Genomic DNA, 23,499 nt, shown 5'->3' on the forward strand with positions numbered 1-23,499 from the left:
AACGCTTCTACCCATATATATCGACGTATTGAAAAGGATTATAAGTATGAGTCGAGAAAGAAGCGAGGACTTAACAAGAGAAGATAATCGCATATCTGATAGATGCGGCAGGATTTTGGTTCTCTCTAGGAACCAGCATGTGCAGAAAATTTCGCAGCACTCTTTAGTTTTACCTCATTTTTCGTACATATTCAACTTCATTTATGATTTGACATGAAATTGATAGAGATGACCCTGTTTTGAAAAATGCCTTGACATGAAGAAGAAAAGCCGTTAGCTATTTTATCAGAGTATGAACCTTGATTCAATTCGTGAAGTGAAATACAAGGGAAAAGCGGGTCGTTTATATCCCCGCTTTTCCTTTTCCTTATGGCCGGATGACTAGGTTAGGTTTTTTCTTGAGACTGTGTCTTCCGTCCACAAACCGTACCGTACCGGATTTTGCCCTCATGACTACGCTGTGGGTCGTTCCAACAGATCCTTTGAATTGCACGCCTTTCAGGAGCTCTCCGTCTGTGACGCCAGTTGCGGCGAAAATCGCATCGTCTCCTTTGACGAGGTCTTCCATGCGGAGCACTTTGCCCGTATCAAGCCCCATCTTTTCACAGCGTCTCAGTTCTTCCTCACTTTGAGGAAGAAGCTTTCCGTGAATTTCCCCTCCGAGAGCTTTGAGTGCAACAGCCGAGAGTACGCCTTCCGGAGCGCCTCCTGAGCCGAATAAAATATCGACGCCTGTATGATCAAAAGCGGTGTTAATCGCACCGGCCACGTCCCCGTCATTGATCAGCTTGATTCTGGCGCCTGCTTCGCGAAGCTCATGGATGATTTTCTCATGCCGCGGACGGTTCAAAATCGTGGCTACAACATCTTCCACATCTTTATTCTTTGCTTTTGCCACAGCTTTCAAGTTATCAATCACAGGCGCTTCAATATCGATGCAGCCTACAGCTTCAGGACCTACAGCGATTTTATCCATATACATGTCAGGCGCATTCAGCAGGTTTCCGTGATCAGCCACCGCAATGACTGCGAGAGCGTTCCATCCGCCGCTAGCGACGATGTTCGTCCCTTCGAGAGGGTCTACTGCTACGTCTACTCGAGGGCCGTAGCCGTTGCCGAGCTTTTCTCCAATATAAAGCATCGGCGCTTCGTCCATTTCCCCTTCTCCGATTACCACCGTTCCCTTCATAGGAATGGTGTCAAACACATCCCTCATGGCGCTTGTCGCAGCGTCGTCGGCTTCGTCTTTTTTACCTCTTCCCATCCAGCGCGCTGACTTTAGCGCAGCCGCTTCTGTCACACGAACAAGTTCCATCGATAAGCTTCTTTCCATTCCTATCTAATCTCCTCTCACCCATATGAAATCGTTTTATGTTTTATCTATAACAGCATTTGTCGATCACGAGTTTTGCAGCTGTTCAATTTCCTGGTCTGTCAATTTTTCGCGCCAGACAGTGGCCCCGAGCTTTGTCAGCTTTTCTTCAAGCTGACTGTAGCCTCTGTCAAGGTGCTCCAAACCGGTGATTTCCGTGACACCTTCCGCCATTAGACCGGCAACAACGAGACATGCTCCCGCCCGAAGATCACTCGCTTTCACCTTGGCGCCCTGCAAAGGAGCTGGCCCGGTAATGATCGCCGATCTTCCTTCAACCTTCATCGACGCACCCATGCGTCTCAGCTCGTCAATATGTTTGAAGCGAGCGGAGTAAATGGTGTCAGTGACAACGCTCGTCCCGTTTGCCTTCGTTAAAAGCGATGTCATCGGCTGCTGCAGATCGGTCGGAAAGCCGGGGTATACGAGCGTTTTCAAATCGACCGGTTTCAGCTCTTTCTGTCCGCCGACCATTAAAATCTGCTCGCTGCTTTCTTCGATTCGAACCCCCATTTCGCGGAGCTTGGCGATTAACGATTCCAAATGCGTCGGAATTACATTATCAATCAGCACTTCTTGTCCCATGGAAGCAGCTGCAATCATGAAAGTGCCGGCTTCGATCCGGTCCGGAATAATCGAGTGTCTGCACCCGTGAAGCGATTCAACGCCTTCGATGCGGATGACGTCCGTACCGGCGCCTTTTATTTTTGCTCCCATGCTTGTTAAAAGAGTGGCAACATCGATAATCTCAGGTTCTTTCGCAGCGTTTTCAATTACGGTTCTGCCTTTGGCAAGCACGGCGGCAAGCATGATGTTGATCGTTGCTCCAACACTGACGACATCAAGATAAATGCGCGCGCCTTTTAATTCCTCCGCACGCAGATAGATCGCACCCTGTTCGTTTGTCACTTCGGCTCCGAGCGCCTCAAAACCTTTGATATGCTGATCAATCGGTCTCGGACCAAGGTGGCAGCCGCCTGGAAGGCCGATGACCGCTTTCTTAAAGCGTCCTAGCATCGCGCCCATTAAGTAATAAGAAGCCCGAAGCTGTTTCACTTTTCCATTCGGCAAAGGCATGCTGATCATCGGCGCAGGATCAACGACCATTTCTCCCTTTTCAAAGTGAACGTTTCCGCCGATCTCTCTCAGCAGATCGCGAAGCGTCAAAATGTCTGAAATATGGGGAAGGCCTTCAAGCGTAACCGTCGAATCAGCCAAAATCGTCGCAGGTATGAGAGCGACAGCGCTGTTTTTCGCTCCGCTTATATGTACTGTGCCATTGAGAGGATCGCCGCCAGCTATATTTAACTTTTCCATGATCGTCTCCTTCCTTAAAGAAGATAGCTAATGGAGCGCTTCATAATGAGATTTCCTTCAAACTCAAAATAAATGGTTCATTTCAAAATCTATCCAATTAAAAGAGAAAGAATACAACACATTTCAAATTTATCGGGAAGAAAAGTAGCGAAGCAGACTGCGGCAAGGTTCTCTTCTGCAAAACATTCATTTCTCTTTGTAAGACAAAATGGTGACAAACGGAGGGAGCCCCTCCACTTGCCACCCACATGAAGCAATTATTTATTCCAGTCAGCCAAAAACTGTTCGATCCCTTTATCAGTAAGCGGGTGCTTTGTAAGCTGGTGAATGACTTTGAGAGGCATCGTGCCGATATGAGCTCCCCTGAGCGCGGCCTCAGTCACATGCTGCGCATGGCGGATGGACGCGGCGATGATTTGCGTGTCCAAACCGTGCACATCGAAAATTTGTTTAATTTCACTGATCAAGTCGAGGCCGTTGTGGCCGATATCGTCAAGGCGTCCCAGGAACGGGGAAACATACGTAGCTCCTGCTCTTGCGGCAAGAAGCGCCTGATTTGCGCTGAAGATCAGTGTGACGTTCGTTTTAATTCCGAGATCGGTTAATGCTTTAACAGCTTTCAGGCCGTCAGGCGTCATCGGAATTTTCACCGTAATATTCGGCGCGATTTTCGCAAGCTCTTTTCCTTCTTCAATCATCTCTTCAGCCTTCAGAGAAATAACCTCGGCGCTGACTGACCCAGAAACCACTTCGGTAATTTCACGCAGACGGTCATGAAACGAAATGTTTTCTTTTGCTACTAAACTAGGATTTGTCGTAACTCCCGCAAGCACGCCGAGAGCGTGCGCCTCTTTAATTTCGTCTAAATTTGCAGTATCAATAAAAAACAGCATATTGATAAAACCTCCTGTCATGAAAATGTCTGAACTGTGGAACTTGTTTGCGCTTTCCGGATGATATGGATAAAACCGCCTGTCGCTATCAGGCGGCTTTTTTGACTGAACGGGAAGCAAAAGAGCCTCATGCCGTCACATGGCATGTGTTAACAGCACTTCCCTCTAAAACACCAGAAAAACATCCTGTTTCCCCGGCTTTGCGGGAAAACAGATGCTTTTCCAATCGTCATTATGCTTTGTTTGAAGAACCAAATTCGCGCATTTTGCCGATAACTGTTTCTTTGATAGCTTCGCGTGCAGGTCCGAGGTATTTGCGCGGATCATACTCTTCAGGCTTCGCAGCCAGCGTTTCGCGAACAGCTTTCGCGGAAGCGATTTGGTTTTCAGTGTTGACGTTGATTTTTGCCGTACCTAAAGAAATAGCTTTCTTAATGTCGGCAGTCGGAATGCCTGTACCGCCGTGAAGTACGAGCGGAAGACCAGTTGTATTTCCGATTTCTTCCATTTCTTTAAATCCAAGGTTTGGTTCGCCTTTGTAAGGACCGTGAACAGAACCTAATGCAGGAGCAAGGCAGTCGATTCCTGTGCGCTCAACAAGCTCTTGGCACTCTTTAGGATCCGCGTAGATGACGCCATCTGCAATTACGTCGTCTTCCTGTCCGCCTACAGTTCCAAGCTCAGCTTCAACTGATACGCCGTGGAAATGAGCGAGCTCAACAACTTTTGAAGTCGTCGCAACGTTTTCCTCGAAAGGATGGTGAGAAGCGTCGATCATAACGGAAGTGAATCCCGCATGAATCGCTTTTGCACAAGATTCAAAGCTTGAACCGTGGTCTAAGTGAATCGCAACAGGCACTGTTACGTTGTATTCTTCCATCAGCGCTTTAACCATTGCAACAACGGTTTTAAAACCGCCCATATAGCGTCCCGCACCTTCTGATACACCGAGGATAACAGGAGATTTCTCTTCTTCAGCGGCTTGTAAAATCGCTTGAGTGAACTCAAGGTTATTTAAGTTAAATTGTCCGACAGCATATCCGTTTTCTTTTGCTTTATTCAACATTTCCGTCATTGATACTAAAGGCATGTCGAAAGTCCTCCTTATGTAGCCTGATTTGCTTTTGCGAAAAAAGCCTCCACACCTACCTAGCATGACCAGAAAAATCCGCCATATGTAAAATGTTTTGTTTTTTAAAAAACGTTAGACAGCTTTTCTCTACTTATATAGAATAACAATTAATCAACAAATCGGCAACATTGTGACTGTGACAACATCAAAAACTTTTCCGCTATCCGTTGGACTTTATGGGCAGATACGTTTTGACGGCATCGCGGATTTCGTCGATGTCAAAAGGCTTAGCAAAGTGTGTCAGGGCTCCGAGCTCCTTCGATTCCTGGATCATGTCGAGCTCTCCGTAGGCCGTCATGATGATGACGCGGATCCCCTCGTCTATGATCTTCATTCTTTTTAAAATTTCAATTCCGTCCATTCCGGGGATTTTCATATCGAGCAGAACGAGGTCGGGGCGCTGGTTTTTCACAATGTCAAGCGCTTGAATCCCGTTTGCGGCCTGGAAGGTTTTGTACCCTTCTTTATTGAAAACTTCATTCAGCAGAACCCGAATCCCGTACTGGTCGTCTACGATTAAAATCTTCTCATTCATGATTTACACCTCTATATTTATAATTTTCGCCAAAATTAAGCAGTAGTTTATCTATTCTGTTTTGTTTTTCTCTTTTCCTTTAATTAAAATATTTAAGTTTGCGACATATTTAGAGGATTTTTCCCATTATTCTCTTTTGTTATATAATGATAGTCAGTAAAAAAGGAGGAGTCACCTTGCTTAAAATTTTCACCACTCAATTGACGGGAATCTTCAACCGGATTCAAGAGGGCGAGGCCCAATCGATAGAGGACGGCGCCCGCTTGTTGGCTCAGGCGGTCATCAGTGATCATTCGGTTTATGTATACGGAAAAAATGAATTGGAAGGCATTTTGAAAGAAGCGATGTACAGTTCTGAACCGTTCCCCTCAGTCAAACCGCTGCAGAAGGACGAAGAAAACTGGCCCGATTTTGAAATGACGGACAAAGTGCTGATGTTCTGCGCCGGTTCAGCGGATGACGAAGAACTGAAAATGGCGGAAAAACTGTATGAAAAAGGAATCGGACTTGTTGTCGTCTCCCCTTCGGGAAAAGACGGCGTCCCGATCGCATCCTTCGCCGATGTCCATATCGATTCAAAGCTGAGAATGCCGCTTCTTCCCGATGAAGACGGAACAAGGTACGGATTTCCGTCCCTGATGGTCAGCCTCTATATTTATCATGCCCTATCCTTTACATTAAAGGAAATCCTCCAGGAATACCAATAAAACAGGGTTGCCTAAAGGAAATTAGTGACGTGAGGCCGGCCTAATGAATATAGTACCAGTTCGGGCCGCCATTATCATCAGAAAGAGCCCAAAAAAGCCCGCCGGCGTGATGAACTGACCCGTTAAAATGAGACTTAGAAAAAACACCTATGCTGCCTGTCCCCTGTATTCCAGTGGGGACAGGTAGTTTAATTTTGCCTGAATTCGTACATGATTATATCGATACATGTATTGATTTACAATTTGTACTACTTTAGAATTGGATATAGATGCTCTACTTTGAGCGTTAAATCCTTCCGACTTTAGCGAGGAGTGAAAGGATTCAATGACGGCATTATCATGGCAGTTTCCTTTTCGAGACATGCTTGTGGTAATGCCTTTTTCTTTGGCCAAATTCTGATATGCATGTGAAGTATAGACAGATCCCTGGTCGCTATGAAGAAGTAACCCTACTGGTTTACGTAATTCTACAGCTTCCCTCAATGTGTCTAATACTAGGTTAATATCTTGGCTCGTACCTATTTTGTAAGCCACTATTTCGTTGTTATATAAGTCCATAATCGTTGATAAATATAACATAGTCGAGCCATAAGGTAAGTAGGTAATGTCGGTTACCCATTTTTCATTTAATCGGCTTGCTTTAAAATTACGATTGAGAGTGTTCGGCACAATAATATTACTCTCACCACAAATGTACTTTTGTCGCTTCTTCTTAACTTGACACTGAATCTCAAACTTTTGCATAATTTTTTGTACAGTTTTGCGGTTTACATTTATCCCATACTTTCTGTTTAAGATGGATTTAATTTTACGATGACCATAGTGATAGAAGTTTTTCTTACACAGCTTGATTACTAGCTCTTCTAATGAAGTTAGCTCAACTTTTTTATACTTCTTTTTCCAACGGTAATATGTTGACTTAGGTATGCCTAATACTCCAAGAATATCAATTATTTTAAAAGTGGCTGAGAGTTCTTCTACAACTTGGACAATGACTCGTGGCTCCAACTCCTTTCGATCTCCTGGTACTTTTTTATAATTGCCAATTGAGCCTCTAGCTGTTTATTCTTTAGTTTTAATTCTTCTAGCTCACTCATTTCCTCCGATTCTTTACCGTAGGAATATTGTTTTCCAACTTGTTGCGAAAATCGATAGGTTTGGCCTGTTTTGTACCATCGCATCCATGTTTTAATTTGAGTCTTATTTTTTATCCCCAGTTGTTCCATTATTTCTTTGTTTGTCATTCCAGCTTGTTTCATTTTAATTACTTCCCATTTTACTTCTTCTGCGTAATGTACTCTTGTGCCCATAGAAAAACACCCTCCTAAGAATCATATTGTATTAATACGATTCAGGGGGTGTTTTTTCCTTGTCTCATTTATTTGGGTCTCTCCATGATTTGCCGGCAGGCTTTTTCTTTTTTACAGCTTTTCCGAAGTCTTTAGCGAAGCATGTACGAAGTCTCTGAACAGAGCCTGAGGTCTTGTCGGTCTTGACGTAAATTCAGGATGGAACTGAGACGCGACAAACCATGGATGGTCTTTAAGCTCGATAATTTCTACGAGACGGCCGTCAGGGCTTGTCCCGGAAAATACAAAACCGGCTTCTTCCATCTGCTGTCTGAACTCATTGTTGAATTCGTAGCGGTGGCGGTGGCGTTCATACACCACTTCATTTTCATATGCCTGATATGCTTTCGATCCTTCTTGAAGCTTGCACGGATAAAGTCCGAGGCGCAGTGTTCCGCCGAGGTCTTCAATGTCCTTTTGTTCAGGGAGAAGGTCGATAATCGGATACGGTGTAGACGGATCGATTTCGGCTGAGTGCGCTCCTTCAAGGCCGAGCACGTTTCTCGCGTATTCAATCGATGCCACCTGCATTCCGAGGCAAATGCCGAAGAACGGAATCTTTTGTTCGCGGGCATATTTGACTGTCGTGATTTTCCCTTCAACACCGCGGTCTCCGAATCCGCCCGGAACAAGAATACCGTCCGCATTTTGAACAAGATCGGCAACGTTGTCTTCCGTCACTTCTTCCGCATTGATCCATTTAACTTGAATGTCTGCATCAAACGCATAACCCGCATGGCGAAGCGATTCTACAACTGAAATGTAAGCATCCGGGAGCTCAACGTATTTACCGACCAAAGCGATTGTTACCGTTTTGGACAGATTTTTCACCTTTTTGACGAGTTCTTTCCACTCTTCCATATCGGCTTCTCTGCAATCCAGCTTCAAGTGGCTGCAAACCAGGCTGTCCAGGCCTTGTTTTTGAAGGTCGAGAGGAATGGAGTAGAGCGTATCCGCATCTCCAGCCTCGATGACGGCTTTAGGATCAATGTCGCAGAAGAGCGCGATTTTATCTTTCATGTCCTGAGAAATCGGCATTTCTGTTCTCACGACGATGACATTTGGCTGAATGCCGAGGCTGCGCAGTTCTTTTACGCTGTGCTGAGTCGGCTTTGTTTTCATTTCTCCCGCCGCTTTAAGATATGGAACAAGCGTACAATGGATGTACATCACATTGTCGCGGCCGACATCGCTCTTGATCTGGCGGATCGCTTCAAGAAACGGCAGCGATTCGATGTCACCGACGGTTCCGCCGATTTCAGTGATTACGACATCAGCGTGCGTTTCTTTTCCGGCGCGGAATACACGGTCTTTAATTTCATTTGTGATATGAGGTATTACCTGTACGGTTCCGCCTAAATAATCGCCTCTGCGCTCTTTTTTCAGCACCGTGGAATAGATTTTTCCTGTTGTCACGTTGCTGTATTTATTTAAATTGATGTCGATAAAGCGCTCATAATGGCCGAGGTCAAGATCCGTTTCCGCACCGTCGTCGGTTACAAACACTTCACCGTGCTGATACGGGCTCATCGTACCCGGGTCTACGTTGATATACGGGTCAAATTTTTGAATGGTGACATTCAAACCTCTGTTCTTCAGCAGGCGGCCGAGCGAAGACGCCGTAATTCCTTTTCCAAGCGAGGATACAACTCCTCCGGTTACAAAGATATATTTTGTCATTTCTGTACCCCTCTCTTCGATTAACGCTTATTTCTTAAAATGCTCTTTTTATGAAAAATCATTTAGATCTTTTCTAAATGATTTAAATGATTAGGAGGCGGAAAAACAAGAAAGCTCCCTTTCAATTTCTTGAAAGGGAGCTGATAGTCCGTATCACTCGAATCTCTTCGTTTTGAAGAGCCCAAAATACATACTACCTAGTTCGCCTGTGAAAGTCAAGATCGATTTAAACATGAATTCCGTTCAGAAGGCAATTACTCTTCGTCTTCCTCTTCATCAAAATCTTCATCATCATCCAGGATCTCGTCTTCAAGATCATCCAGCTCATCATCGTCGGCTTCATCGATTTCATCGAATTCATCGGCGTCAATGTCCAAATCTTCTTCGACATCGTCAAGAAGAATATCATCCTCGTCGATTTCTTCGAATTCGTCAAGATCAAGATCTTCTTCAACCGCTTTTTTCGCTTTTTTCTTTTTCGCTTTTACAGTCGGCTGGGTTTCTTCATCAAGCTGATCATACGGATACCAGCTGCGCAGGCCCCACGTTTGGTCTGACAGCGCCAAAAAGCGTCCGTCGATATTTAAATCTGTGTAGAACTGGGCGATGCGGTCTTCCAGCTCTTCTTTCCCCATTCCAAGCAAGGAAGCCACTTGATCTGTTAGCTCCTGGAATGTAATCGGTTTTTTGTGTTCCGAGAAAATTTCGTATGCGATTTCAACTAAAGCCATTTCCTTTAGCTGCTCCTCTGAGTATTGTTTCAAACTCATCGCCAGACACTCCCTTTCTATCTTCATGTATGTATCTACTATCTCTGTCATAGAAAATAAGCATGTAATCCCTGTCTTTACGACAAACCATACCTCTCATTATAAACAAAAGAAATCACTTTATGCCACCTTTATTCCCGTTAATTCAATAATTTTTGCCGGTTGCATTGGAAATCGGCGGCAAGCGGGATTGAAACATAGAACAGCCGGGAGCGTCCGGCCCCTTCAAAACAAAAAAACTGCGCCGGCAGCCTGTCCGCCGGCGGCAGATCAAGCCGGGCCAGACGGCGATTTTCCACCCTTATTTCATCAGCATTCTCGAAATGACGAGCTTCTGAATTTCCTGCGTACCTTCATAGATCTGTGTGATTTTTGCATCGCGCATAAAGCGCTCGACCGGATAATCCTTTGTGTAGCCGTACCCGCCGAATATTTGCACGGCCTCCGTCGTCACTTTCATGGCCGTATCCCCTGCGTAAAGCTTTGACATGGCAGAAGCCTTTCCATAAGGCAGTCCTTCTGATTCCAGCCATGCCGCCTGGTAGGTTAAAAGCCTTGAAGCTTCAATCTCCGTCGCCATATCAGCCAGTTTAAAAGCGATGCCCTGCTGCTCGGCGATCGGCCTGCCGAATTGCTTCCGCTCTTTCGCATACGCCTTCGCCGCCTCAAATGCGCCCTGGGCAATCCCGACGGCTTGAGCGGCAATTCCGTTTCTGCCTCCATCGAGCGTCTTCATCGCGATTTTAAAGCCTTCACCTTCCCCGCCAAGGCGGTTTTTTAAAGGCACGCGGCAGTCCTGAAAGATGATTTCGGTTGTCGGTGATGAACGGATGCCCAGTTTCCTCTCTTTTTTTCCGACAGAAAAGCCGGGGAAGTCCTTTTCAACGATAAAGGCGGTTGTGCCTTTGTGTTTCTGTTCCGGGGCAAGGTTGGCAAACACGATGTAGAAGTCCGCGATTCCGCCGTTTGTGATAAAGATCTTCGTCCCGTTCAAAATATATTCATCGCCTTTTTTTTCTGCGGTCGTTTTCATGCCGCCGGCATCGGAGCCTGAACCGGGCTCCGTCAATCCGTAGGCTCCTATCTTTTCGCCGCGGGCCATCGGCTTTAAATATTCCTGTTTCTGTTCTTCTGTTCCAAATGCATAAATCGGCCAGCCCGCAAGCGATGTATGGGCAGACAAGGTGACACCCGTTGAGGCGCAGACTTTCGAAAGCTCTTCAACCGCGATGACGTAGGCGAGATAGTCGCTGCCGATTCCCCCGTATTCCTCTGGCCACGGTATACCCGTGAGCCCCAATTCCGCCATTTTTGCAAACAGTTCCATGTCAAACCGCTCTTCCTCATCCCGCTCTTTCGCAGTCGGCTCCACCTCGTGATGGGCAAAGTCGCGCACCATCTTCTGTATCATTTGGTGCTCTTCACTCAGCTTAAAGATCATCCTTTTTCCCCCTTTGACACCTTATAAATGTTTACCGATGACGATCCGCTGGATCTCGCTCGTGCCCTCATAAATTTCACACACTTTCGCATCCCTGAAATATCGTTCAGCGCTGAAATCCTTTGTGTATCCGAAATCTCCGAGCAGCTGCACGGCCTCTCCGGCGACATACATCGCCGTTTCCGAAGCGAACAATTTGGCCATTGAAGCAGCTTTCCCCGTCTGCATGCCTTGCTGTTTCAACGAGGCGGCCTGGTAGACGAGAAGCCTGGCCGCCTCTGTCCTCGCCGCCATGTCGGCCAGCTTAAAGGCAAGCGCTTGGCCGTTCTTATACAGCTCTCCGTCCGGATACCGTTTTTTTAGAAATTGAACGGCTTCAGAAAGCGCTCCCTCGGCGATACCCAGAGCCTGCGCCGCAATTCCGATCCGGCCGGTATCCAGGTTGGACAGGGCAATTTTGAATCCCATTCCTTCCTCCCCCAGCAGCTGCCGGGCGGGAATGACAGCGTTATCAAAATTTAAAGTGACCGTTAGCGAACCGTGGAGCCCCATTTTCTCTTCATTTTTTCCGATGAAAAAGCCCGGCGTGCCCTTCTCCACGATAAAAGCGGAAATGCCTCCCGTTCCCGCCTCCGGATCGGTTGAAGCGAAAACAAGATAAATGTCCGCGGCTCCGCCGTTTGTAATAAAAACTTTCGTTCCGTTCAGCACATAGGTATCGCCGCGCTTTTCGGCCCTAGTTTTTAGACTGCCCGCATCGGAACCGGCACTCGGTTCGGTTAAACAAAAAGCTCCCAAGTACTGCCCTGCTGCCAGCTTTTTAACGTAGTGCTCTTTTTGCCGCTCATTACCGTTTAAAAGAATGGGAATGGTGACAATTGACGTGTGTACAGATAGAACCGCACCAAGAACGGCGCTTTTCTTTGACAGCTCATGTATGGTCATCATATAGGTGATAAAGTCATGACCGGCCCCGTTGTACTTAGCCGGTATCGGAAGCCCCATCCAGCCGCGCTCCGCCATTTTCTTCAAAAGAGAGGTTGGAAAACGGCCTTTTTCCATTTCAGGTACAAAAGGAGCGACCTCCTGTTTGACAAAATCCCTTACAACCTTCTGCATGCGGGTCTGCTCTTCTGTAAACTGAAAATTCAAGCTCACCCCTCCTTATGTCGGCTGCTTTTCATACGTATAAAACCCTCTGCCCGTTTTCTTTCCGAGTCGTCCTGCGCTGACATATTGTTTAAGGAGCGGACAAGGCCTGTACTTATCGTCGCCAAAGCCTTCATGCAGCGTCTCCATAATATACAGACACGTATCCAGACCGATCAGATCGGCGAGAGCCAACGGGCCCATCGGATGGTTCATGCCAAGCTTCATGATTCCGTCTATGCTTTCTTTCTCGGCGATGCCTTCATAAAGTGCAAAAACCGCCTCATTAATCATCGGCATTAAGATGCGGTTGGAGATAAATCCCGGGAAATCCCGCACCTCTATCGGAACCTTGTTCATCCGCTCCGCCGCAGCCACGACGGTTTCATATGTTTCGCCGCTCGTCTCAAGCCCCCTGATGACTTCGACAAGCTGCATGACGGGAACCGGGTTCATAAAATGCATGCCGATGACGTTTTGAGGTTTTTTTGTGACGGCAGCAAGTTCCGTAATCGACAGGGACGATGTATTTGATGCCAATATCGCTGAGTCTTCGGTCACTTCATCAAGCCGCGTGAAAATGTCTTTTTTTACGTCCATTTGTTCAACAGCCGCTTCAATGATGAGAAAAGCTTCCCGCGCTTCGTCGAGCGCAGCCGACGGAGAAAGGCGCTGGTAGATTTGCTTCACATCTTCATGCGGCAGCTTGCCTTTTTCCGCCTGTCTGAAAAGCTGGCCGGAAATGCGCTTCATTCCTTTTTCAATTTGTTCAGGTGATACGTCATACATGTAAACATTGTATCCGGCCTGGGCAGAGACCTGAGCGATCCCGGACCCCATCTGGCCGGCTCCGATGACCATGATCGTGTCTTTTTTCATCTGAAATCCCCCTTTTTATACCTCGATCATCACGGCGTCTCCCTGGCCGCCGCCGCTGCAAATGGCAGCAATCCCTATACCGCCGCCGCGCCGTTTTAATTCGTACATAAGCGTTAAAATGATTCTTGCTCCGCTCGCGCCGATCGGATGGCCGATCGCAATGGCGCCGCCGTTGACATTGACCTTCTCCATGTCAAGACCCGCGATCTTTCCGCTTGCCAAAGCAACCGCAGCGAAAGCTTCATTGATTTCAAACAGTTTGATATCAGAAAGCTCAGCTCCCGTTTTGTTAAGCAGTTCTCTGATGACAAGCCCGGGGGTTTTCGGAAAGTCTTTTGCTTCGACTGCAATTGATGTGTGCGCTTTAATGACGGCCGGCGCCTTCACATTGAGTTCCTTTGCCTTGTCTTCATTCATCACGATAAGTGAGCATGCCCCATCATTTACCCCCGGCGCGTTTCCCGCCGTAATTGTCCCATTATGGTCAAAAACCGGGGCAAGCTTTGACAGCCTTTCCATTGACGTGTCGCGCCGCGGTGCTTCATCTTGATCGACCGTTAATTCGCCGCCCCGCTTCTCTTGGATGCTGACCGGGACGATCTCTTCTCCTAGCGCGCCTGAATCCGCAGCGTGTACGGCTCGCATGTGGCTCCTGAGCGCCCACCGATCCTGCTCTTCCCTAGCAATCTCCAACTCTTTCGCAGCGGCATTTCCGTAGGAGCCCATGTGAACGCCCGTAAATGAGCATGTCAGCCCGTCTGCGATCATCAAATCTTTAACCGCCCCGTCTCCCATCCTCAGCCCCCACCTCGCTTTTTGAAGCAAATAAGGGGCGTTTGACATCGATTCCATACCTCCGGCGGCAATGACCTCCGCATCACCGGCCCTGATGATCTGATCCGCCATTGTGACGCTTCTTAAACCTGAAGCGCACACTTTATTAATCGTTTCCGTTTTGACGTCCCACGGGAGTCCCGCAAAACGCGCGGCCTGCCTCGACGGCAGCTGCCCCTGTCCGCCTTGAAGTACGGAGCCCATGATGACTTCATCGACATCCTCAGGATTTACACCGGAACGTTTTAATGCCTCTTTTACGGCGATTCCGCCGAGCTCCGCAGCCGTCTTTGACTGAAGCGCGCCCCCGAGTTTTCCAAAAGGCGTGCGTGCGCCGCCTGCAATAACTGATCTCGCCACCTGACATCCTCTCCCCTTATCATGATTTGTACATACCGAAGATAAAAGAAGGCGGAGATCCGGCTCACACCTTCTTTATTTAAAACCTGAAATCCGTCTATGAGGCATGTTCTTTTTGCTCTGACCCGAATACGGCGCGTTCAAGCAGCTCCGCTACATCATACGTGCCGACCTGATCCTCCAATTCCTTGGCTTTTGTTCCGTCGCCGAGCATCGTCAAACAGTAAGGACAGCCCGAGCTGATGACAGAAGGTGATGTGCTGAGCGCCTGCTCCGTTCTGGCAACGTTGATCCTCGCGCCCGCCTCTTCCTCCATCCACATGAGGCCGCCCCCCGCTCCGCAGCACATTCCGTTTTCACGGCTGCGCTCCATTTCCGCTAAACGGATGCCCGGAATGGAGCGGAGAATAGCGCGCGGCGGATCGTAAACCTCGTTGTAGCGGCCCAAATAGCATGAATCATGAAAGGTGACGGTTTCGTGAACCGGAAACTCAGGTTTCAGCTTTCCTTCTTCAATGAGGGCAGCAAGAATTTCTGTATGATGATAAACTTCCGCTTTCAGACCAAAATCAGGATATTCATTTTTGAAAATATTGTATGCATGCGGGTCGATAGTTACAATTTTTTGAACATCATTTTTTTCAAATTCCTCAATGTTTTTTGCAGCTAGCTCCTGGAATAAAAACTCGTTGCCAAGCCGTCTCGGCGTATCGCCTGAATTTTTTTCTTTATTGCCTAATATCGCGAACGTGACCCCGGCTTGATTGAGGAGGCGAGCGAAAGCCATGGCGATCTTCTGGCTTCTCCGGTCATACGATCCCATCGACCCGACCCAAAACAGGTATTCAAAGGACTCGCCTTTTTTCTTCATTTCTTTTACTGTCGGCACCTCAACATCGTCTCTTATATCACGCCAGTTTTCACGTTCTTTTCGGTTTAATCCCCAAGGGTTCCCCTGCCTTTCAATGCTCGTCATGGCGCGTTGGGCATCTGCATCCATTTTTCCTTCTGTGAGCACGAGATAGCGGCGGAGATCGATGATCTTATCGACGTGCTCATTCATGACCGGGCACTGATCTTCACAATTCCGGCATGTTGTGCAGGCCCAAATTTCTTCTTCTGTGATGATGTCGCCGATTAAGCTCGGGTTGTAAAGTTCTGAAGCAGCCGCTTCCCTTGACCCTTCTCCCCCTGCCGCCATGGCCAGCTGGTTGCCTTTCGTATGCTGAAAGAGCGGTGCGGGTACCCAAGGCGTTCTCGATGTCACTGCTGCTCCCTTTTCTGTCAAATGGTCTCTGAGCCGCAAAATCAGATCCATCGGCGAAAGCATCTTGCCTGTTCCTGTAGCCGGGCACATATTGGTACAGCGCCCGCATTCCACGCATGCGTAAAGGTCGATCAGCTGGGACTGCCTGAATTCCTCGATCCGTCCGACGCCGAACGTTTCTTTTGTTTCATCTTCAAAATCGATTTTTTGAAGCTTTCCCGGGTTTGTCAGCCGGCTGAAAAATACGTTTGCCGGTCCGGCAATTAAGTGGGCGTGCTTTGACTGCGGTACATAGACTAAAAATGTCAGCAGGATGAGAAGGTGCGCCCACCACGCCGCGTAGAACACTGCCGCTGAAGCGGTTTCCCCCATAAAGCCGAAGGCAAAAGCGATGCCTGATGCCATCGGTTCGTGCCATGATAATGAATGTTCATGCCAGATCATGTTCATACCGTTTCCGAGTAAAACGGTAAACATCAAGCCGCCGATCAGCATGAGCACGATCCCCGACTTAAAATTGCGCTTCAGCCTGACGAGTTTTTCTATATACCGCCTGTGAAAAGCCCAGACTACCGCAATTAAAATCATCAGTGTGACGATTTCCTGAAAAAACGTAAACGCCGGGTAGACGCCGCCAAGCGGAAGACCTTGATCAGGAACGAGCCCTTTCAAAATAAAATCGATCGCTCCGAACTGAACGAGAATAAAGCCGTAAAAAAACATGACATGGATGATGCCGCTTTTTTTATCTTTAAGCAGTTTCTTTTGGCCGAACACGTTCTCCCATATCTTTTGAAGGCGCTCCTTCGTCCGCTTATCAAAATCCTCTTTTTGTCCGAGCCTGATGTAACTGATTCTCGTTCTGATCAAATAGACGAACAGATAAACGGCGTAAACGGTTACACCTAAAAACGCAATGAAATTCAACGACAGCAAGACATTCATCAGCTGCTCCCCCTTTCATTTCCCCAACCTTAAATCCCCTTGAACTACCTTTATCTTAAATAATGAATGAGTGTTCAGTCAATATATTTTCATAAATGCAGGAAAATAGGGGGACACTATTCTTTACACGAAAAAAGGGAGTGTCTTCATTGGTGCCGCTTATGATTATGGTATGTTTTCTCATCCTGCTTCTTGCGCTCGATTTCCATTTTGGCCGCAAAGCCTTTGAGAAGAAAGCCTACGAGCCCGTTTTTTCAGAGAAGAAAAGCGATATTGAACTGATTCATAATGGAGAAGACTTGTGTGAGCGGCTGCTGGATGACATCCGCCAGGCCGAATCGTCGGTGCATGTCATGTTTTATATTGTGAAGAACGATGACATCAGCCTTGAATTTTTGAAGGTGCTGAAGGATAAAGCGAAATCCGGCGTATGCGTACGATTGCTGATCGACCGGATCGGCGCGATGAAGGTGAAGAAAAAAACGCTCTCCGGCCTGAAACAAAGCGGTGTGCACGTTTTTTTCGCCAACAAGCCGGGCTTCCCCTATTTCTTTTACCGGCTGAATGCGAGGAATCATCGAAAAATCGCCGTCATAGACGGAAAGATCGGCTATGTGGGCGGATTTAACATCGCGAAAGAATACCTTGGTAAAAAAGCGGAATTCGGACCGTGGAAGGATTACCATTTGCGAATGACGGGAGAAGGCGTTGCCGACTTGCAGCACATTTTTATATCGGACTTCAAAAGAGAAGCGCCGCAGGCAAAGCCGGCCAACAGCGTATTTCCGCCGCTGCAGCAAGGAGCTGTCACCCATACAACCCATGCGACAAAGGGATTTTCTCTAGAGGAAAAATACATTTCATTTATCGAACAGGCAAAAGAAAGAATCATGATTTGCACGCCGTACTATATTCCGAGCCCGGCTTTGCAGCAGGCTGTTCTCTCAGCCAGGGAAAGGGGCGTGATCGTGTCGGTTCTCGTGCCGATGAAACCCGATCATCCGCTTGTCAAAGAGGCCGCCTACACGCACTTTCCAGCCCTTTTAAAAGCGGGCTGCTATATTTACCGGTACTACAGAGGCTTTTATCATGCAAAAGCATTAATCGTCGATGACCGGCATGTGATGATCGGAACATCGAATTTTGACAACAGGAGCCTGTTTCTCAATGATGAAGTGAATGTCGTCATCCATGATAAAGACTGGACAAAGCAATTCTTCGACGTCGTCAAGGAAAGCATTGAACACGCCGAGCTTCTGACAAAGGAGCGGTATGCGAAGCGGCCGGTGATGCAGCGGCCCGTCGAATGGCTGGCGAAATCGATTTCATTCTTTTTATAAAACGTACGTTTATCCTGCATGACATGCGGGTAACATTTCACCAAAGTGATGATTACATACGGAGGGGATGTACGATGAACCAAGCAGAGTCGATTAAACTCCGCGCCCAATCGATGACGTTAAAAAACTTGATTGAGCTGTACAAGCTTTGCCGCTCAGCCAGACATCAGCTATATATATGCTCAAGAAAAACGATGTGCAAAATCAAAGATTTAATTGAGCTGGAAATGTTCAGAATGGCCAATCGCGAAAATGAGTGCCTGATTGTCATCGAAGGGAAAATGGCGCAGGAATTAGTAAAAAAAGCACAATCGATTCTTTCTGACGCTCAAGTTCAATAAGGGAAGGCGGAAGTTCTTCCTTTGCGAGACGCCTCCTCACCAAATCAAGAAAAAATCCCCCGTTCAATGGACGGGGGATTCGTTTTACATTTTTTCAGGCGCTGATACGCCGATCAGCTTGAGGGCATTATTTAATGTGATTTGCGTTGCTTTCATCAATGATAAACGGGCCCGGCTTTTTTCTTCATCTGCCGGATCGAGGACTTTCTCAGCATTGTAAAAGCTGTGAAGCACAGATGCCAATTCAAAAATATAGTTTGTAATGCGGTGCGGAATCCGCTTCTCTGCGGCATCAGCGACGGCCTCAGGGAACGAGCCGATCACTTTAAGCAGATCATACTCTTTCTCAGAACCGATCTTCGTAAGATCAAGGTTCCCTTCAAAAGAAATGCCTTTTTCTTCGCCTTGGCGCAGCATGCTGCAAATTCTCGCATGGGCGTACTGCGCGTAGTAAACTGGATTCTCATTAGATGTTGAGACGGCCAGATCAAGGTCAAAGTCCATATGGGTATCGGCGCTGCGCATCGCAAAGAAGTAACGCACAGCGTCAAGGCCGACCTCATCAATAAGATCGCGCATTGTGACGGCTTTTCCGGTTCTTTTGCTCATTTTCATTTTTTCGCCGTTTTTGTAAAGGTGGACGAGCTGAATGATCTCGACCTCAAGCGTTTCTTTGTCATAACCGAGCGCTTCAATAGCCGCTTTCATGCGCGGGATATAGCCGTGATGGTCTGCTCCCCATACATTGATCAGCTTTTGGAAGCCGCGGTCAAGCTTGTCTTTGTGATAAGCGATGTCAGGCAGAAGATACGTGTAGGATCCGTCTTTTTTGATCAGCACGCGGTCTTTGTCATCGCCGAACGCCGTCGAGCGGAACCATGTCGCTCCGTCTTCTTCATAGATATGCCCTTTTTCGCGAAGGGCTTCGAGCGCCTGATCGATCTTTCCGTTTTGGTAAAGCGATGTCTCAGAGTACCAGACATCAAATGGGACACGGAAATTCTCCAGGTCTTCACGAAGTTTGCCCAATTCGTACTTTAAGCCGTATTCGCGGAAAAACGCGAGGCGTTCGCTCTCTTCTTCATGAACAAAACGATCGCCGAATTCGTCGGCGAGCTTTTGGCCGATTTCCTTAATATCTTCGCCGTGATACCCGTCTTCAGGCATCGGCTTATCTTTTCCAAGCGCCTGAAAGTAACGGGCTTCGACGGATAACGCGAGGTTGTTGATTTGATTGCCGGCATCGTTGATATAATATTCGCGGCTCACTTCATACCCCGCTTTTTCAAGTACATTGCAGAGGGAATCTCCGACAGCGGCTCCGCGGGCATGTCCAAGGTGCAGGTTGCCCGTCGGGTTTGCTGAGACGAATTCCACCTGGACGCGTTCCCCGCCCCCGATATTTGTTTCACCGTAGGCCTCTCCTGCTTCAAGCACAGCCGGAATCAGCTTCGTTAAATATTGATTGTTCATGTAGAAATTGATAAAGCCAGGTCCTGCGATATCAAGTTTGTCGATCGACGCTTTTCCTTTGTCAAAGGATGCGACGATTTCTTCGGCAATATTCCGCGGCGCTTTTTTGGCGATTCTCGCCAGCTGCATAGCCATATTAGTGGAATAGTCGCCATGCGACTTGTCTTTCGGAACTTCCAGTACGACTTCTGGAATCTCGCTTTCTTCGGCGAGGCCGGCTTTCATGACAGCTTCCTTAATTTCCTGCTTCAGCACATCTTTCATTTGTTCGACTATGTTCATGACTCGTGTCCTCCTCTATACGAAATCGACATCTTATGTAAATGCTTTTGTTCATCGCTTACAATCATATCGTACTCAATGCTGATCTTTCCGTCCGGCGGCTGATGTGTGACTGATACAGCTTTAGTATCCACGCCGAGCTCGAGTCTGCCGAATGGCATTTTATAATGAGTGACGGTGCGGCTGCCCGGCCTGAAGCGCTGTTTCATTTCGATGGCGCCGGAACGCATGACCAGAACTTCGTTTTCACTTGCCTTGACGATCGTCTTCACCTTTCCAGCATCATGCTCTTCATGATAAGAAAGATATATTTTATCTTTTTTCATATAATAAAATCCAGTTGTCCGGAACTCGATCGTCTCCGTGTCCGATCCTTCCCGGATAACAGATTTCACATAGATATGAACGGGTGTCTCCTGATCCATTCCGACACTTCCTTTTTCGATCCGATTTGACTTGATTAGTATAATCATTCGGGAAAAAAAGTTCAACCGCAGCTCCTTTATATCATCTTAACAGAACGGACGGGAAGATAAACCATTTTCTAAGAAAAAAGCCGTCCTGAAAAAAGGACAGCCTGTTTTATTTCACCCAGCCGAGCAGCATTTCGCGAATCAGCTTGCTTGCCGTATTTGCGGTTTGTTCCGAATGGTCATAGACAGGAGCGACTTCGACAAGGTCTCCTCCAACGACATTGACGTCTGAGCGGGCGATTTCGTGAATCGAAGCGAGCAGCTCTTTGGATGTGATGCCTCCGGCGTCAACCGTACCGGTTCCCGGCGCATGCGCGGGATCTAAGACATCGATGTCGATCGTCACATAAACCGGACGCCCCGCGAGTTTCGGCAGGACGGCTTTAAGCGGCTCAAGCACTTCAAATTTAGAAATGTGCATGCCGTTTTCTTTTGCCCATTCAAATTCTTCTTTCATGCCGGAGCGGATGCCGAATGAATAGACATTGCCGGGTCCGATCAGTTCCGCGGCTTTACGGATCGGCGTCGAATGCGAGAGCGGCTCTCCTTCATAGTCGACGCGGAGATCTGTGTGCGCATCCATATGGATGATGGCAAGATCGGGATATTTTTTGTACATCGCTTTAATGACCGGCCATGAAACGAGATGCTCTCCCCCCATACCGAGCGGGAATTTTCCTTTATCTAAAATGCTGTCGACATATTCTTCAATCATGTCGAGGCTCTTCTGCGGGTTCCCGAAAGGCAGCGGGATGTCGCCGGCGTCAAAGAAATGAACCTCTTCCAGCTCCCTGTCCAAATAAGGGCTGTATTCTTCAAGTCCGATGGACACCTCGCGGATTCTCGCCGGACCGAAGCGGGAGCCGGGACGGTAGCTGACCGTCCAATCCATCGGCATGCCGTAAAGGATGGCGTCCGCCTCTTCCCAATCGGGGCGGCTTGCGATAAACACCTTGCCGGAATATGCTTCATCAAATCTCATCTTCAAAAACCTCCCTGAAAAAAAGCGCAGAATGCCATCCTGCGCCAAACTGTTTTATTTGATTAAATCGCTGACGAATTTCGGAAGGACGAATGCCGCTTTATGAATTTCTTTTGTGTAGTATTTCGTCTCAATATCAAAGAAGCGGCTGTCCTCCACTTCAAGAGGATCGTATTTTTTCGAACCGATCGTAAACGTCCACAATCCGCTTGGATATGTCGGAATGTTGGCCAAATACAGCTTTGTAATCGGGAAGATCTCTTTTACATCGCGCTGAACGTTTGTGATCAGTTCAGGTGTAAACCAAGGGTTGTCCGTCTGAGCAACGAAAATGCCGTCTTCCTTTAGCGCTTTTGCTATGCCGGCGTAAAAGCCTTTTGTAAACAAGTTGACAGCAGGCCCTACTGGCTCGGTTGAATCCACCATGATGACATCGTACTCATTTTCAGATTGGGCAATGTGCATGAAGCCGTCATCGACTTTTACTTCGACGCGCGGATCGTCAAGTTTGCCTGCAATGGAAGGCAAGAATTTCTTGGAATATTCGATCACCTTGCCGTCAATATCGACAAGCGTCGCTTTTTTCACGCTCGGATGCTTCAAAATTTCACGGATAACGCCGCCGTCTCCGCCGCCGACCACAAGCACATGCTCAGGATTCGGATGCGTAAACAGGGGCACGTGCGCCACCATTTCGTGGTAGACAAATTCATCTTTTTCAGATGTCATGACCATGCCGTCCAAAAACAGCATGTTGCCGAATTCTTCAGTCTCGGCCATTTCGAGCTTTTGAAAATCTGTCTGCTCTGTATGTAAAGTCCTGTTGATTTTCATTGTAATACCGAAATTTTTCGTTTGCTTCTCTGTATACCAAAGTCCGCTCAAAGCGTCATCTTCCTTTCGTGATAAGCTGTATTTCAATCTATTTTTCTCGCCTGCGGCGGCGATTATTCTGCACTGAAGCATCGGCTTTTGCCTAAGGAAAAAGTATAGAGGAATTGCAGGTGATTGTAAAGACGGATCGATTCATTTTCAGGAGTCATTCCAAGTCCATTATATTCCCAATCGCCGATTTTTCTTTTATAATGGCTAAGCTAAGCACAGATGTGCATACTGTGCGCTTTTGGAGGTGTTCTCATTTGCAGAGCAAACAACTGCTCAAATTGTATATAACCAGCCGCCGGAAAAGGTTTTTATTGATATTTTTTCTGATCGGAGCGGCCGTTTTGTTTTTCAGCCCCGTTTATATCCGGGAGGCTGCCGTTCCGTCTTTGCCGGATTGGCTTCTCGAAGTCAGCGGATCTGTTTATTTGATGCATATGGTCGCTGTCCTGTCCGCAGCCTGTTTGTTCTACGGCACAGCGAATGGATGCGGCGTTCAGCAGGTGCAATTGCAACAAACAGAACGGTGTTGCCGTTGATTTTGCTCGGCTGCACCGTTTCTGCTTTTGTGATGATCTGCCTGCTGTTTTGGAGTGCGGCCATCGGCTGGTTTACATTCGGCGGCTACGGTGCGGAGAATGTTCATCCTTTTTTTGAGCTGTCGGGTTCTCCCCTCTGGTTTGTTGTCTCACGCCTGTTCATTGACTGGTGGTCGCTTTGCTTTCTGATTTTTCTCGGCTTGGCGGGAGTGCTGATCGCAAAGAAAGAGCAGCTTGCTCTATGGCTGCCGCTTGCGTGGTCCTCGGGTTTAATGCTCCTTTTCAAATTCAATATATCCTTTAAAGGGCTGCTCCCGGGGGAAGGCATGCTGTTGTCCATCCATGCAGCAGGAGCTTCCCCGATTCTGGCCGCATCAGTCAGCGAAGGTGCAGTTTTCGTATTATGGCTGATTTCATATGTGGCGACCGCCAAAAAATAGGATTCCTCATATTGCTGTCTTAATCTCCGCAGAGGGTCTGCCGTTTTTTCTTTCCCGCTTGTTTAAATCCTCCTCTTTTTCCTCATAATGATAAGAACATTTTATTTATCCGGGAGG

General features: G+C 47.5%; 23 protein-coding genes. 5 read left to right on the plus strand and 18 right to left on the minus strand.

Annotated elements, in window-relative coordinates:
- Nucleotides 1-367 precede the first annotated feature (367 nt).
- From glpX to H7F26_RS04220, 5 genes are all read right to left on the minus strand, one after another.
- Entirely contained in the window at nucleotides 368-1,333 is a 966-nt protein-coding gene (gene glpX, locus H7F26_RS04200) for a class II fructose-bisphosphatase (protein WP_003186056.1), read from the minus strand.
- Between the two features lie 66 nt (nucleotides 1,334-1,399).
- A complete protein-coding gene (locus tag H7F26_RS04205; protein ID WP_003186058.1) occupies nucleotides 1,400-2,689 on the minus strand; it encodes a UDP-N-acetylglucosamine 1-carboxyvinyltransferase in 1,290 nt (429 codons plus the stop codon).
- Nucleotides 2,690-2,946: 257 nt separating this feature from the next.
- On the minus strand, nucleotides 2,947-3,582 hold the full coding sequence (fsa, locus tag H7F26_RS04210; RefSeq protein ID WP_003186060.1) for a fructose-6-phosphate aldolase: 636 nt from the start codon (nucleotides 3,580-3,582) through the stop codon (nucleotides 2,947-2,949).
- A 232-nt stretch (nucleotides 3,583-3,814) separates the two neighbouring features.
- Nucleotides 3,815-4,672, minus strand: coding sequence for a class II fructose-bisphosphate aldolase (locus tag H7F26_RS04215; protein ID WP_003186061.1), 858 nt, complete (start codon nucleotides 4,670-4,672; stop codon nucleotides 3,815-3,817).
- A gap of 202 nt (nucleotides 4,673-4,874) precedes the next feature.
- Nucleotides 4,875-5,252 carry a response regulator gene (locus H7F26_RS04220; protein WP_085959535.1) on the minus strand — a complete coding sequence of 126 codons (378 nt, stop codon included), beginning with the start codon at nucleotides 5,250-5,252 and terminating at the stop codon, nucleotides 4,875-4,877.
- A 173-nt stretch (nucleotides 5,253-5,425) separates the two neighbouring features.
- Here H7F26_RS04220 and H7F26_RS04225 point away from each other — a divergent pair, with 173 nt between their 5' ends.
- Nucleotides 5,426-5,956, plus strand: a complete 531-nt coding sequence (locus H7F26_RS04225; protein ID WP_009329789.1) for a DUF2529 domain-containing protein — start codon at nucleotides 5,426-5,428, stop codon at nucleotides 5,954-5,956.
- A gap of 147 nt (nucleotides 5,957-6,103) precedes the next feature.
- On the opposite strand, the gene H7F26_RS04230 is transcribed toward H7F26_RS04225, so the two are convergent.
- The 9 genes from H7F26_RS04230 to H7F26_RS04270 form a co-directional block, all read right to left on the minus strand.
- Nucleotides 6,104-7,266, minus strand: a protein-coding gene (locus H7F26_RS04230; RefSeq protein WP_085959889.1) for an IS3 family transposase whose coding sequence is annotated in 2 segments (ribosomal slippage) — nucleotides 6,104-6,990 and nucleotides 6,990-7,266 — 1,164 coding nt in all. Because the reading frame shifts where the segments join, the coding sequence is not laid out codon by codon here.
- 111 nt (nucleotides 7,267-7,377) lie between these two features.
- Complete coding sequence (locus tag H7F26_RS04235; RefSeq protein WP_003186064.1) at nucleotides 7,378-8,985, minus strand: CTP synthase; 1,608 nt, start codon at nucleotides 8,983-8,985, stop codon at nucleotides 7,378-7,380.
- Nucleotides 8,986-9,239: 254 nt separating this feature from the next.
- Complete coding sequence (rpoE, locus tag H7F26_RS04240) at nucleotides 9,240-9,755, minus strand: DNA-directed RNA polymerase subunit delta (RefSeq protein WP_003186065.1); 516 nt, start codon at nucleotides 9,753-9,755, stop codon at nucleotides 9,240-9,242.
- A 140-nt stretch (nucleotides 9,756-9,895) separates the two neighbouring features.
- Complete coding sequence (locus tag H7F26_RS04245) at nucleotides 9,896-10,054, minus strand: hypothetical protein (protein WP_016885684.1); 159 nt, start codon at nucleotides 10,052-10,054, stop codon at nucleotides 9,896-9,898.
- Between the two features lie 2 nt (nucleotides 10,055-10,056).
- Entirely contained in the window at nucleotides 10,057-11,196 is a 1,140-nt protein-coding gene (locus H7F26_RS04250) for an acyl-CoA dehydrogenase (RefSeq protein WP_003186066.1), read from the minus strand.
- A gap of 21 nt (nucleotides 11,197-11,217) precedes the next feature.
- Nucleotides 11,218-12,348: an acyl-CoA dehydrogenase family protein gene (locus tag H7F26_RS04255; RefSeq protein WP_003186067.1), complete on the minus strand. Its 1,131-nt coding sequence runs from the start codon at nucleotides 12,346-12,348 to the stop codon at nucleotides 11,218-11,220.
- A 12-nt stretch (nucleotides 12,349-12,360) separates the two neighbouring features.
- Nucleotides 12,361-13,224, minus strand: coding sequence for a 3-hydroxybutyryl-CoA dehydrogenase (locus H7F26_RS04260; protein ID WP_011198394.1), 864 nt, complete (start codon nucleotides 13,222-13,224; stop codon nucleotides 12,361-12,363).
- Nucleotides 13,225-13,239: 15 nt separating this feature from the next.
- A complete protein-coding gene (locus H7F26_RS04265) occupies nucleotides 13,240-14,418 on the minus strand; it encodes an acetyl-CoA C-acetyltransferase (protein WP_003186069.1) in 1,179 nt (392 codons plus the stop codon).
- Between the two features lie 97 nt (nucleotides 14,419-14,515).
- Complete coding sequence (locus tag H7F26_RS04270) at nucleotides 14,516-16,630, minus strand: (Fe-S)-binding protein (RefSeq protein WP_003186072.1); 2,115 nt, start codon at nucleotides 16,628-16,630, stop codon at nucleotides 14,516-14,518.
- A gap of 161 nt (nucleotides 16,631-16,791) precedes the next feature.
- On the opposite strand from H7F26_RS04270, the gene cls reads away from it, so the two are divergent.
- Nucleotides 16,792-17,970 (plus strand): cardiolipin synthase, encoded by a 1,179-nt coding sequence (gene cls / locus H7F26_RS04275; RefSeq protein ID WP_031314741.1) that lies wholly within the window; start codon nucleotides 16,792-16,794, stop codon nucleotides 17,968-17,970.
- 74 nt (nucleotides 17,971-18,044) lie between these two features.
- Nucleotides 18,045-18,311, plus strand: a complete 267-nt coding sequence (locus H7F26_RS04280) for a hypothetical protein (RefSeq protein WP_003186076.1) — start codon at nucleotides 18,045-18,047, stop codon at nucleotides 18,309-18,311.
- 84 nt (nucleotides 18,312-18,395) lie between these two features.
- Here H7F26_RS04280 and argS read toward each other — a convergent pair whose 3' ends face one another.
- The 4 genes from argS to speE form a co-directional block, all read right to left on the minus strand.
- A complete protein-coding gene (gene argS, locus H7F26_RS04285) occupies nucleotides 18,396-20,066 on the minus strand; it encodes an arginine--tRNA ligase (RefSeq protein WP_003186077.1) in 1,671 nt (556 codons plus the stop codon).
- Nucleotides 20,063-20,491, minus strand: a complete 429-nt coding sequence (locus tag H7F26_RS04290; protein ID WP_011198397.1) for a YwiB family protein — start codon at nucleotides 20,489-20,491, stop codon at nucleotides 20,063-20,065. The genes argS and H7F26_RS04290 overlap by 4 nt, the downstream gene beginning before the upstream one ends.
- A gap of 157 nt (nucleotides 20,492-20,648) precedes the next feature.
- Nucleotides 20,649-21,521 (minus strand): agmatinase, encoded by an 873-nt coding sequence (speB, locus tag H7F26_RS04295; protein ID WP_003186079.1) that lies wholly within the window; start codon nucleotides 21,519-21,521, stop codon nucleotides 20,649-20,651.
- Nucleotides 21,522-21,575: 54 nt separating this feature from the next.
- Nucleotides 21,576-22,406, minus strand: coding sequence for a spermidine synthase (gene speE, locus H7F26_RS04300; protein WP_003186080.1), 831 nt, complete (start codon nucleotides 22,404-22,406; stop codon nucleotides 21,576-21,578).
- A 254-nt stretch (nucleotides 22,407-22,660) separates the two neighbouring features.
- Here speE and H7F26_RS04305 point away from each other — a divergent pair, with 254 nt between their 5' ends.
- Nucleotides 22,661-22,942, plus strand: a complete 282-nt coding sequence (locus H7F26_RS04305; RefSeq protein WP_009329794.1) for a hypothetical protein — start codon at nucleotides 22,661-22,663, stop codon at nucleotides 22,940-22,942.
- A complete protein-coding gene (locus tag H7F26_RS04310) occupies nucleotides 22,930-23,382 on the plus strand; it encodes a hypothetical protein (protein WP_369878894.1) in 453 nt (150 codons plus the stop codon). Before H7F26_RS04305 ends, H7F26_RS04310 begins: the two co-directional genes overlap by 13 nt.
- Nucleotides 23,383-23,499 lie beyond the last annotated feature (117 nt).

This window comes from Bacillus sp. PAMC28748 (genome assembly GCF_014250415.1).
GTDB classification, from domain to species: domain Bacteria; phylum Bacillota; class Bacilli; order Bacillales; family Bacillaceae; genus Bacillus; species Bacillus licheniformis.

Excerpts from the sequence above, each read along its gene's own strand:
- glpX (WP_003186056.1), bottom strand. The coding sequence starts at position 1,333 with ATGGAAAGAAGCTTATCGATGGAACTTGTTCGTGTGACAGAAGCGGCT.
- H7F26_RS04205 (WP_003186058.1), bottom strand. The coding sequence starts at position 2,689 with ATGGAAAAGTTAAATATAGCTGGCGGCGATCCTCTCAATGGCACAGTA.
- fsa (WP_003186060.1), bottom strand. The coding sequence starts at position 3,582 with ATGCTGTTTTTTATTGATACTGCAAATTTAGACGAAATTAAAGAGGCG.
- H7F26_RS04215 (WP_003186061.1), bottom strand. The coding sequence starts at position 4,672 with ATGCCTTTAGTATCAATGACGGAAATGTTGAATAAAGCAAAAGAAAAC.
- H7F26_RS04235 (WP_003186064.1), bottom strand. The coding sequence starts at position 8,985 with ATGACAAAATATATCTTTGTAACCGGAGGAGTTGTATCCTCGCTTGGA.
- rpoE (WP_003186065.1), bottom strand. The coding sequence starts at position 9,755 with ATGAGTTTGAAACAATACTCAGAGGAGCAGCTAAAGGAAATGGCTTTA.
- H7F26_RS04250 (WP_003186066.1), bottom strand. The coding sequence starts at position 11,196 with ATGATCTTTAAGCTGAGTGAAGAGCACCAAATGATACAGAAGATGGTG.
- H7F26_RS04260 (WP_011198394.1), bottom strand. The coding sequence starts at position 13,224 with ATGAAAAAAGACACGATCATGGTCATCGGAGCCGGCCAGATGGGGTCC.
- H7F26_RS04270 (WP_003186072.1), bottom strand. The coding sequence starts at position 16,630 with ATGAATGTCTTGCTGTCGTTGAATTTCATTGCGTTTTTAGGTGTAACC.
- cls (WP_031314741.1), top strand. The coding sequence starts at position 16,792 with ATGATTATGGTATGTTTTCTCATCCTGCTTCTTGCGCTCGATTTCCAT.
- H7F26_RS04280 (WP_003186076.1), top strand. The coding sequence starts at position 18,045 with ATGAACCAAGCAGAGTCGATTAAACTCCGCGCCCAATCGATGACGTTA.
- argS (WP_003186077.1), bottom strand. The coding sequence starts at position 20,066 with ATGAACATAGTCGAACAAATGAAAGATGTGCTGAAGCAGGAAATTAAG.
- H7F26_RS04290 (WP_011198397.1), bottom strand. The coding sequence starts at position 20,491 with ATGGATCAGGAGACACCCGTTCATATCTATGTGAAATCTGTTATCCGG.
- speB (WP_003186079.1), bottom strand. The coding sequence starts at position 21,521 with ATGAGATTTGATGAAGCATATTCCGGCAAGGTGTTTATCGCAAGCCGC.